Raw genomic sequence first — 11214 nt, forward strand, 5'->3', positions numbered from 1 at the left:
AATTTAACCCCTCTTTTCTAATTTGGAATTTTGATTATAAAGCTTATAGAGCAAATCGAGCTTCTTTTCATCCGTTAACTCCATAATCGGAGCGACTCGCCCGAGATAGCGCCGACAATTGTTTCTGTATTCAGCAAGCTGTTTAAGACTAGTTGCATAAATAAATAGATAAAACTCTCTATTCGTCCGATAGGTCTCTAAAAACTGAAGTTCCTCTCGTTTTCGAATTAAAAAGCGCTCGTATAGAGGCGCTTCGTTATGAGCAATCTTATAATTAATCGCATCCAGTTGCTTTTTCATATTCACCGGAAAATTCATGGAGACGATCTTGATATCCGGCGCATACGATTGAAAGAACTTGGCCATCTTCATGATGTCGTATTCGGTTTCCTGGGTAGATGGAGAATAAATATCTTTACTCTGCAACTGCATCACGTCCATGTAGCCCATTTCCCCCTGTAAATGAAAGGATCCTTCCTCGGTCATGTCCTGAATGGGAAGAATCTCCGCTATGGATGGAATGGCCACCTCTCTTTTTTTCTTATTAGCTTTCAAACTTATTTGTTTCTTCTTTTTCTCAACAGTTTTTCGTTCATCAAAAAGAGCCATTTTTTCGGAACTGTCTTCTTTAAAGACAGGGTGGTCTTTCTTATTCTTCTTCATTTAAAGTCCTCCCTCATTTTTCTTTCCAGCTACTTCATGAATCAGGTCAAAAAATACGCCGACCGTCTCATGCTCCCATCCAGACAACCACCGAACCTTCCGTGCTTCTATTATTGTTAGGTTTCGTCCAAGCTGTTCTTCAAGAAGTACCTTAAACTGTTGAAAGGCATATTCTTCATCATGAAACCCTTCATATTTGATCCCCATTCCTACCATCCTCCCTTTCTTTTTTATCGATGGCACAATAAGTCATTCGATCTCTTGTGACAGCTAAGAACAAGGCTTTCGCCATACGCAGTTTTGGATTCGTTTTGGGTCGGATCAACCAAGCAACCATCAATAAGATCCAAAAGATTGCATACCACCACACCAATGAAGAATGAACGACATACCGGAATGTAAAGCCTATGCCGCCTAGGATGAGGACCACAAGTAAGTCTGTAAGGTAAAATAGACGGTTGATCTTCAACTCACTTCCAATTTCGGATGGTATCTTGTATTGCAATAAAACCACTCCTTCATAAACAAAACGCGGACGAAGTTATTCCTCTGGTCCGCGTTTCTTAATTTTATTTATCCAGTTTTCCGTCGTATTTCGAGATAAGTTATACGTCCTCTTTGCATTTTGAACCTTGGGATTATGATTGAATCGTTCCCTAAATCGATCTTTCATATATCCTCCAACGGTTCGCTGCTCTGTTCTGTATTGATTCGGCATAGGAATATCCTCCGTACTTTCTGGCGTTTTCACATCTGATGTTTCTGGTTTCGTGCTTGCTTCTATTTGGTCTGTCCCCTCCTTAGGTTCATTATCGTTCGCACCTAAACGTTCGCTTCCTGTTTCACTACTATTTATATCTTTCTCTTGTTTTTTATCTTTATTAGGTGGAGTAGATATAGGCTGCTCATTGCTTTGGTTGGAAGACGGTAGGTCCGACCCACCTGGGGTGTCTTCTTTTGTAGTGTTCATAGAAGACCCTTTCCGAGAAGAAGGATGAGACGGCCCCTGAGTTTCATTGGTGGATGAACGATTTCCTGCTTCTGGACTTCTCGTTTCTTTTCCTCCCAACGAACCTTTTTGTCCTTCCTGATTGGATGTCATTGGACTTGGCTCTTGTTTTTTCTGGTCTCCTTTACTTCTATTTCCTTGGGGTGATGATAGATCACTGTTTCCATTTGTCTTAGATTTTCCCTCATCCTTGCGCCCATAGATACCAGCGACCGCACCAGCTGTCCCGGCACCTGTATTCATTAGGGCTGATGTTCCACCGCTTGTAATAGCTCCTGCAGCTTTCTTCACAGGAGGCCCGAGGGTTTTAGAGGCTAGGTAACCACCCATCGCAACATGCCAAGCATTTTTCAATCCAGCATCAATGCCAAACAGCTTTTGTACAATATTAGGTCCATCAATGACGGCTAAACTCCCGGCAATCAAAGCAATCAAGTACCCAAGTCCTTCAAGATTATTATCTATAAAGGTTGTGTAATACATATACACACGCAAACTTAAAAAAATCATGATAAGAGAAGCAAAAATGCTTCCAATATTCTTAATGATCGCTTTCAAGCGCTGACCTGTGGAAATATCCGCATAGGCCATGATTAAGGCTACGATATGATTAAAGCCAAGCTCAAAACAGAGCTTGGCCACTTTAATGGATATTAATATCATGGTAAAAGCCATAACGGAAAGGGTTACGATAGCCGTAAACCAATCTACATGCCACCGGTAATAATTTTCTGGAAGGAAATCAAACAGACCACTTTTTCCTAACTCCACAAGTCCTTCTTCACCATTTGATTCTAATCCTACTTTGTTCATTACAATTTTTTGGCCTTTATTCGATAGGCTATCCCCATTAGATTTTTCAAAACTATCGTCAATCGTTTCATTAATGGATATTTTATCAATTGAGGCTGGACTTATATGATGTTGTTCTTCTATATCCGGGGTTTTCCAATCGGATTCTTCATAAACGGCTATATCAGTAATATAGTCTTCCATTACTCGATCAGAGGTAGTAAATGAATCGGTCTGTACCTTTGCTACATCCATGGCATCGCCAGTAAAGTCATTCACTTTCCCCATTCCAAATGACAATAGAGTAATCGTCATGATGGATATAAATAGGTTCATGGGTACATCAGATCGATTCTTTTCTTTATTAAAAACTAATCGAAAGCCGATCATTCCCAATGAAATGGCTAACAAAATATAGAGAACAGGCTGGATGGTTTCTAGAAAGTTAATCACAGGATCGCTCGAAAAGAAATCCGTTAAGATTAAAACTTTATCGACCATGCCTTCTAGGCCATCGACAATCATTTTCAAGAATAGGATTGTTCCCCACCCCATGATCCTTAATCCAGAGGTGAAAATATTATTGGTCGATAAGACGTCCGAAAACCTTAACAATATCTCTAACAACTCTTCATCGGACATTCCATCACCACCTTAAAGATTTTTCCCTTTTCATTCTTGCACCACGGGTGATTCCTGTTCTTCAATTAACTTATCTACTTGTTTGCGTATGTGACTATACACTTGGCGGTTAATTTCTTCATGATCGCCCAGAAGCTTTAAGTTATAAAGAAAAGCTTCCATAGGTTCCTCATTCATTTCCTCTTCACTGTGTTCCAAATGTGGAGCAATTTGCTGATGGATCAGGGCAAATGTACTCTTATCAAAGAAATCTCCGACTTTTTCCTTCTGCCACCATTCCGTTGATGGTTCTGCATCACTAAATGGTCCATTTTTCGAGAAACTTTCCATTTCCTCTGCTACCTCGTCTGTCTTTTGTTTATTAGATTCGTCAACTTGGAAATCTATCACTAAGTCTGATGGATGAACATGGCGGTGCGGAGTCAAAATTTCTTCTTCCGTAATCGACCGCCCTGGGCGAAATTCTGAACTGAGGTACGTATGAGCATATTTCATACTGTACTTTCCTGTATTATAAATAGGAAAAGCACGAATCTTTCGCCCTCTCTTGTCACGTCGTAATAACACACGACGTACGACCGTATCTCCTTCCTCTAATTCCTGCAGCTCATTGGCCGTTAAAAGATCTCTTCCTTCCGTACTTTCCGTCTTCGACTTATCCAAGGAGAAAGTAGATCCAGACCGAGTTTGTGTATTCAATGTTTTCTTTCCTAACTTGGAAGAAAAATAGGAAGCTGAATCATAGTCAGCACTCAAAATATAAATTTCATTCCCACAGTTTCCACGAATAGTCGCTTGCCCATCTTCTCCATACAAATCTTTTAATTGAGCATAGGATTGAACCACTAAGTGAAAGCGAATATTCCTTCCCAAACATACCGTGATTTTATTATCCATATCGGCTATTGCAGGCATATTGCCAAACTCATCTAACATGAAGACCACTTCACGTAAGCATTTTTGTCCTTTGGCAATAGCTGCATTTTTGGATAGTACATAATACAATTGGCTAACGAAAATTGATGGAATAGCATGCGTAGAGGTATCATAATCAGGTGTAACCATAAACACAGCGATAGGCTTATTCGAGTACATAATTTCTTTTACTTCGATAGTGTCGCTCTCAGAAAGATAAGTGAAGGAAACGTTGCCGTTTCTCTCATCCACTTCGTCAATCCGGATGGTCGACCTATCCTTTTGAACTTCTTCATCTTCCGAAGAGACTGGTGTGGCTTCCTGAGACACAACTACCTGATCTCCGGCCAATAATGAAGTGTTAAAGTTAATGGTCCATGTGCCACTTTCTCCTGATTGATTGGTCTCGGTTGTTCCATCGGGAAAGAAAACCTTTATTCTGGAAAAAGGATGTCCTCGCCCCTTAATACTTTGACCGAATCCCACTCTTTTTAAATCTAAAGAGTTTTTAGCTGTCATCTTTGCCGTTTCACTCATTGTAAATTTCGTCAATCCATTCATAGCTGTCGTAAAAATGCTAGATCGAGTATTCCCTTTGGAAAAATTACTCGTTGCATATTGACCTTTGGCTACATGGGATTGAGGTAACTCTTGGAAGAACCGATCCAATGCATTATATTCTTGGCCATCTTCATCGATCTCATTTCTAGTTCCTAACTCGGAGAGCATATTAGCGACCGTATACATCGTAATTTTTTCTTCTGTTTCTTCCGTTATGCTCTTCTCTGTAACGGCAAGGATCATGGCATTCACAAGGGATTTAGCTGAATCATCCCACATGGGTTCTTTAGCATTCGGATTATGGTAAAGCATATGAGTAATGGTTTCGCAAAGCGTCTGAGCTGTAGAATAATCCCCATCCTTATACGATTGTTTAACCAACTCCAGCAAATTAAAGCTCATGCTTTGCATAGGATTCATTAGGTTTAATACCTCTACCTCATACCCTCTTTTCTCCAATGTCTCCCGGCTAGAAGCGAATAACTCTCCTTTAGGGTCATTAATGACTAAAGAAGGCTGATGTTCAGCACGAGAATAGGCATCGATGGTTGGAATCACATACGTTTGACCCTTACCACTCCTTGTCGTACCAATGATTAAATTATTGACAGGGGATGGATCAATAAAAGCTTTGTCCCCCTTTCTCGATAATACAGGACCACCTTGACCTTCATAAGATTGCTTTCGGTCAGGAATAGCTTTGTACTGTTGTTGGATTTCTTTTCTTGTGGCAAATCTCTGAGAACCCTTTTCATCTGTACCTACGGGTTTAAAGTTACTTCTAAGTTTGTAAATCATGTGAGCTATACCGACAAAACCAATTAAAGCAGCTATTCCGTAGTAGAGTGATTGCTCCTTGAAATGAAAATCTGTCCAATACGAAAATTTAAACTCTATGGGTTTACTGAATTCCGGGAATGTCTTTAAGCTTTCCCACATGGCCTCTCCTAGATTCCATAGAAAAGTACTGACCAGCATCGTGGTTATAAAAAAACAGATGCTTAATACCATAAGCACCTGTTTCTTAGCAATGACTGATTTCAAATGAATCACCTTCTTATATACTGTTCTTTTGACTCTCCAGATCTTCTTGTTGTTCTTTAAGCGAATCGATTTTAGATTCATTTTGATCTTCTGACTTCTTCTCTGCCTCTATTTGACTGTTAATCTTCATCAACTGCTTCTCAATTTCTTGATATTCATTAATCTTTTTATTCAGTTTATCGTCTTTCGCTTCACTGGCCATTTTTTTGGCATTTTCTAATTGCTCAAGTCTCAGATAGGCGATTCCCTTTTGTTTATACAATTTAGAAGACATCGGCATATCTCGAATATCTACCGCCTGTTTGTATTCCCCATGATGAAAAGCTAATTTAAATTCACCTAAAGGGCTCGGATAAGATTCATTGAACGAACTCAATTCTTCCAGACCATGAACTTCCATGACTTGCGCAGCTAGAGAGGAAGTATTTTCCTTTCCTACATAGTGCAAAGCTCGATCATACTTTTTAAGGTCCACCAGAAAATGAAGCAATGTTTGGCGCTCCGATTCCGATAAATTTTCCATTCCTAATAATTGTTGAACAGCTTGTTCCTGCTCACCCGTCCAATACCCTTCGTATGCCATTTTGACATTCTCCATTTTTTCCATCTCTTGAGATGTGGCTTTTAGATCCCTGCCTTGATTGTTTAGGAGTATAAATAGAGTGATGGATGTAACTATGGCTACCAATAACGTGGTGCTGAGCACACTCACAAAAACTCTGCCTCGCTTACCAAGCTGCTTCCAACTCGACTTTTGTCCTTCTTTCTCTTTCCATACTTCTGTCAGATCTATTTGATAAGATGCTGGGGTATGAGAAGTTAATTGTTGAAGAAAGACATCCCTTTTTGTTTCTTCATTTTTATTTTTCATAGGTAAGTCTAAAAGCTTTTGACAAACATGGTCATAAATATTTGAGGTTCCTTCTCCTCCCACTTCATAGGAGCCGTTGTACAACTTATCTCCTTCTTCATTAAAAATCATAAAATCAAGCATCATTGGCTCAGCATTTTTCTTTTTTAATTTAGCATCCAATTCTGCCGTTAGAACGACAATTTCTTGAAAGGAGTAAGGGTGAAAGCTAGAAATTTCACCCTCCACTTTTGATGTAAATAATACCCTCATGGTCCTACACTCCTTTAAAAGATCACCTGACTGTCAATGTATTCAGCGATAGCCGTAGCCCCCATTAGTACGACAAGCCCAACAGCACCGCCGATAAACCAAACAATAGAGCTCTGACGACCTCTCACTCCACCCCAAATAAGGTGGTAGGCTCCGATACCAAAAGCAATGGCAGCCGAAACAATACCTAATAGTTGCATGGCCGATAAAATAGAAGCCCCAGTAGATTGTAAATTACTAATGGCAGCAAGCATGGAATGATGTGCAAAGTATTTCATTATTATCTCTCCTCATTAAATATTATTTTTCTTGTTTTCTTCACCAACCCCTTTGTAATGAAGCAATGACTTCATAACGACATCTTGGTTTTCTTGAATGTACTCCTGATGTTTTTCATGAAGCCACTCATTGTAAGAAATGTCCTGGATGGTTAGCAGCGTCTGAACTAAGTCTTTGGATTGCTTAAGTTCACGATTGGTAACGCTCATTCCCATTCACCCCCTTTCAAGGTTTTTTGTCCATAAAAAAAAGAAGCGATCTATTAAAGATCACTTCCATTAAGCTGAAGTATCGTTGATGAAATTTTGTATAGCTTGTTCCCTATCCTCAAGGGTTTTGTATTTCTGTGTTCTTAAAGAGATACGATTCTGTAATTGTCCATCCTCATAATAACTTAGAGATTGGAACAATTCACTACCTTCCAAACCTATTTCATTCAGATCCATATCTCCATCAACAATTTTTGGATTTTGCGCATTCATCTCTTTTACATTAATCTCTTCAATGTTCTCTTCTACAACCTCGATATATTCATCTCTCTTCTCTTCCTCCGAGGCATCTGTTAACAGAACATAAACTTTTTCACTATCTTGGATAGTCTCTTTCATGTCCTCTGGTGATAAAGACTCGACTTGACCTGTGGCTCCTTGGGATCCGCAACCAACTAGGATTAAAACTATAACAAATCCAGTCAAACCACCGATCCAACGCTTTGCCATCAGATCAATCTCCTCTCAAGTGATTTGTATAACGATTCTAACACCTACTTAAATATAAATCCATGATTTGGTAGATCATCTTAAGGGTATAAAGATTGTTTTTGGCAAGATACAATCAACCCTATGCAGCATTCACTAATGATAATACTGTACTGCAAAGCACAACGTTTCTAGCATATACGAAGAACTTTATGTATCTAGAGCTCTTACTATTAAAAGTTTCATCAGTACTCCCCTCACTTTAAATAGAAAAACCATCGTTGATACATCGCTTTTCCGGTCACTAGATGCGTTTCGCGTAACACGCACCCAACACTTATCAACAGCTAGGAAAATTCTGTGACCTTTCTTTTCCTAGCATAGATATGTAATTTTCAAGGATCTGAGTGTGCTATTTAAGCACGTATTAAAATCGTTATATTTACTTAACAGGTCTCAATTCACTCATAGGATTTTTACGTTTAGCAATGGTTCTAAATTGACCATCCTTTACCGTTCGAATTCGATAATAGATACTGGCAAGCTTTTCAGCATTACCATGGCGATCCACCGCCCAAATGCCATGCACATTATACCTTTTTCCTTCAAAGGTTTTTACATTGTCAGCTTGTGAAGAAATGTCATAGTAAGCAAAGTGCTTTTTATTTGATTTCAACCTTACCACCTCCCATGTTATGGCTCCCCAGCTACTCTAAGCTTTAATTGTTCTAATAAAACCTCTTTAGCTGAACATTTACCTTCCTTAATAGAAGCTATATCTTCTTCAGAAAGTTTATAACGATCATTAATCGATTCAAGAATATTCTCCCTCGATCTTTTTAGCTTAATCGCTAACTCAATGGTCCGAGCTGTATCATCAATGCTAGGTTGTTTATTTATATCATGCTTTTCTTGTTCTTCTCGGTCATTGAACCACTCAGGAATCACTTCCTTTTGGGAAGATCTTTTAGTAAATGGACCATTTCTATTCTTTTTATTTTTATATTCAACTTCTTCTGCCTCTGCTTGTTCAATTGTTCGAATTCCTTTATTGATCCAAGACTGAAGAATACTCTTCACATACCCCCAAGTTGGTTTATTACGATCCAGAGACCTCCTCATGGCTTCCAAGATTAACGATTCTCCAAGGTCTTCACTCCAGTTTGCTATTTCTTCTGAGATTTTAGGACGTATAGCGCCAATGTTGTTTTTATAAAATTGAATGGGACACTCCATCTGTTCTGCAGTAGTTGTAGTAATAAATTCTTTTACATTCTTAACTTCTTTAAGTTCTCTACCATTCTTGTATGTGTCTTTCTGCTGTCTTTCTGATGGTAAATTGCTGTTATTTTGCTGGTTATCTGGTGTTGTTTTGTTGTCGTTTTCTTCATCGTTAGATTGATAAATCCCCCAGTTTTCAACGGCTATGACACTATATTTGTTGGTGGTATTTATACTAATAACACTGTCTTCCTGAAGTATTTTTATATAGTCACGAACGGTGGATTCATTCATACTTAATTCTAAAGCAGCTTTTTTTCGGCCAAATATAAATTGACCAGGTTTAAGAGCAACCTTTTGCCTCCCTACTCTCGATTCTGTACTTTTATGGCTTGCTTTCGCCAGACAATAAATGAACACTTTTAACAACTTCTCATTTTCGAAAATTTCACTATGAAGAATTTTACGATGCAGCTTTAACCACCCCTGCACAACCTCACCTCCTAATTTAATAATCTCTTAGAATATAGAGTTTGGTGATGATCCTTCCAAATCTTTAGCCAATTGATTTCATATTTTTCACAAACAGTCGCTAAATATAGGGTAGAGTAATGAATAACACCAGTCATAATTTCAGCTGATTTCCGTATGTCATGAATCTTAATAGAGTGCTTATCGTGTAATTTGGCAGTTAAATTTACATTAGCTAATACATTCATAGCCTTTTGTAATTCATCCTCTAATAGAAGTTGCAAGAGAAAATTGTCCTCTTCTACTTCCGGTCCCTCTAAGCGAGAGATCCCCCACCCAACATATTCATTAACAACTTCAAGTGCTAACCAAGGATTGTTATACTTCTCAATAAAATATTTAGTGGATACGGGAGGAATCTTCCGTTTTCCCCCCTCCTGTTTAGAGATATACTCTCTTGACTGGAACATATCTACAGCTAACTGTTGCTGGGTTTTATTTTTGGTTTTTCTTAATTCCTTCATTAACCGCGCCGATTTACTTTTGTTAATAGTCTCCCCCTCCTTACTTATTGATTTGTACCATTAATTACTTTCTCAGAGGTATATACTAGATTCATAGAGTCAAATAACACCAAAGTTTCTTTCTGGAGCAATATCATTAGATACATCAACATGATTTCTAATCCATGTAATGACTAAATCCTTGGGGTAGAGTGTCCGGCCACCTACATGAACTTTTGGAAAGTCCTTCCGCTTTAATACGTGAGCATCAAGAGATTGTACACTGACATTAAACACACACTCAGCTAATTTTGTTCGATCAAGTAAATAGGGTAATTCCAATTCTTTCTGAACATCTTCTTGTGCTTTTTTAGCAATATCATAAAAAATATCATAGACCTTGTTATTAAAATCAGATTCAGGTTGTAGTTTAGCTTCAAACATCTATAACATCTCCTTATTAGTTTATTGTTCCTTTAAAGAACATTGACTCTCAAAAAAATTTGTCCACTTGAACTCTAGGGCAAAAGCTATGTCCTTCGCAGTTTCTACTGTAGGTTTTTTGACACCAGATTCAATATGAGTATAATAGCTTCTCGATATGTTTGATTTAAAGGCTGTTTGTTCTTGCGTTAAATTCTTCTGAAGTCGAATCTCTTTTAACCACATCCTCAATTTAATCACCTCCTAAAGTTCCTTTAAGGAACATCTTGTATTGTATTATAAGTTCCTTTAGGTAACATTGTCAACAATATCCATAAACTTTATTTTTCACTTTTAGGAACTTTGCTTTAAGTTACTTTGAGAAACATTTATAATGGATACATAACACACTATAATTTAGTGAAAAGCATGGTGGTATTAACATGAATTTTTCAGACAGGCTGAAAAGATGCCGACAAATAAAAAAAGAGGAAAATCCAAATTGGACTCAAGATTATATTGCGAGGAAAATTGGAGTAGCTCGGACAACTTACACAGCTTATGAAAGAGGAACTAAAATTCCTACTTTAGATACTGTGAACAAAATAGCTGATCTTTTTGACGTCTCCACCGATTACCTTTTAGGCCGATCAGATATTTCAGATAATCAAGTGGATAAAAGTAATGAATTTGATTCTATAAAAGAATTAAATAAATTGATGGACCATTACGGGATCGAAGATGCAGCTTTTTTTGACTTGGAAAAGTGGAAGTCAATGAGTCCTGAGCAAATAAGGGAATTAGAAAGTTACTTTCAATACTTAGTGAAAAAATCTAAAGATCTAGAAAAATAGAAAATCAAAAAAAGCA

15 protein-coding genes are annotated in these 11214 nt (G+C 38.0%); 1 reads left to right on the forward strand and 14 read right to left on the reverse strand.

The window, feature by feature from the left end:
- Positions 1-3: 3 nt before the first annotated feature.
- From BMZ06_RS08925 to BMZ06_RS08990, 14 genes are all read right to left on the reverse strand, one after another.
- On the reverse strand, positions 4-663 hold the full coding sequence (locus BMZ06_RS08925) for a hypothetical protein (RefSeq protein WP_089751704.1): 660 nt from the start codon (positions 661-663) through the stop codon (positions 4-6).
- Positions 664-870, reverse strand: a complete 207-nt coding sequence (locus tag BMZ06_RS08930; protein ID WP_089751705.1) for a hypothetical protein — start codon at positions 868-870, stop codon at positions 664-666. It abuts the gene before it with no gap.
- Complete coding sequence (locus tag BMZ06_RS08935; RefSeq protein ID WP_245755987.1) at positions 854-1177, reverse strand: DUF5592 family protein; 324 nt, start codon at positions 1175-1177, stop codon at positions 854-856. The genes BMZ06_RS08930 and BMZ06_RS08935 overlap by 17 nt, the downstream gene beginning before the upstream one ends.
- Before the next feature lie 27 nt (positions 1178-1204).
- Entirely contained in the window at positions 1205-3106 is a 1902-nt protein-coding gene (locus BMZ06_RS08940) for a pLS20_p028 family conjugation system transmembrane protein (RefSeq protein WP_089751707.1), read from the reverse strand.
- Positions 3107-3136: 30 nt separating this feature from the next.
- The gene (locus tag BMZ06_RS08945; protein WP_089751708.1) at positions 3137-5626 is read right to left on the reverse strand and encodes a VirD4-like conjugal transfer protein, CD1115 family; all 2490 of its coding nucleotides are present in this window, start codon (positions 5624-5626) and stop codon (positions 3137-3139) included.
- Positions 5627-5639: 13 nt separating this feature from the next.
- On the reverse strand, positions 5640-6749 hold the full coding sequence (locus BMZ06_RS08950) for a hypothetical protein (protein WP_089751709.1): 1110 nt from the start codon (positions 6747-6749) through the stop codon (positions 5640-5642).
- 14 nt (positions 6750-6763) lie between these two features.
- Positions 6764-7027, reverse strand: coding sequence for a hypothetical protein (locus BMZ06_RS08955; RefSeq protein ID WP_089751710.1), 264 nt, complete (start codon positions 7025-7027; stop codon positions 6764-6766).
- A gap of 15 nt (positions 7028-7042) precedes the next feature.
- On the reverse strand, positions 7043-7237 hold the full coding sequence (locus BMZ06_RS08960; protein ID WP_089751711.1) for a hypothetical protein: 195 nt from the start codon (positions 7235-7237) through the stop codon (positions 7043-7045).
- A 69-nt stretch (positions 7238-7306) separates the two neighbouring features.
- Positions 7307-7747 carry a hypothetical protein gene (locus tag BMZ06_RS08965; RefSeq protein WP_089751712.1) on the reverse strand — a complete coding sequence of 147 codons (441 nt, stop codon included), beginning with the start codon at positions 7745-7747 and terminating at the stop codon, positions 7307-7309.
- 421 nt (positions 7748-8168) lie between these two features.
- A complete protein-coding gene (locus BMZ06_RS08970; protein ID WP_139205813.1) occupies positions 8169-8411 on the reverse strand; it encodes a hypothetical protein in 243 nt (80 codons plus the stop codon).
- An 8-nt stretch (positions 8412-8419) separates the two neighbouring features.
- Positions 8420-9439, reverse strand: coding sequence for a DnaD domain-containing protein (locus BMZ06_RS08975; protein ID WP_089751713.1), 1020 nt, complete (start codon positions 9437-9439; stop codon positions 8420-8422).
- An 11-nt stretch (positions 9440-9450) separates the two neighbouring features.
- Entirely contained in the window at positions 9451-9942 is a 492-nt protein-coding gene (locus tag BMZ06_RS08980) for a helix-turn-helix domain-containing protein (RefSeq protein ID WP_089751714.1), read from the reverse strand.
- 99 nt (positions 9943-10041) lie between these two features.
- Entirely contained in the window at positions 10042-10365 is a 324-nt protein-coding gene (locus BMZ06_RS08985) for a DNA-binding protein (protein ID WP_089751715.1), read from the reverse strand.
- Between the two features lie 21 nt (positions 10366-10386).
- Positions 10387-10596, reverse strand: a complete 210-nt coding sequence (locus tag BMZ06_RS08990; protein WP_089751716.1) for a helix-turn-helix transcriptional regulator — start codon at positions 10594-10596, stop codon at positions 10387-10389.
- Positions 10597-10787: 191 nt separating this feature from the next.
- On the opposite strand from BMZ06_RS08990, the gene BMZ06_RS08995 reads away from it, so the two are divergent.
- Positions 10788-11198 carry a helix-turn-helix domain-containing protein gene (locus tag BMZ06_RS08995; protein WP_089751717.1) on the forward strand — a complete coding sequence of 137 codons (411 nt, stop codon included), beginning with the start codon at positions 10788-10790 and terminating at the stop codon, positions 11196-11198.
- Positions 11199-11214 lie beyond the last annotated feature (16 nt).

It is taken from the genome of Halobacillus alkaliphilus (assembly GCF_900113125.1).
Classification (GTDB): Bacteria; Bacillota; Bacilli; order Bacillales; family Halobacillaceae; genus Halobacillus; species Halobacillus alkaliphilus.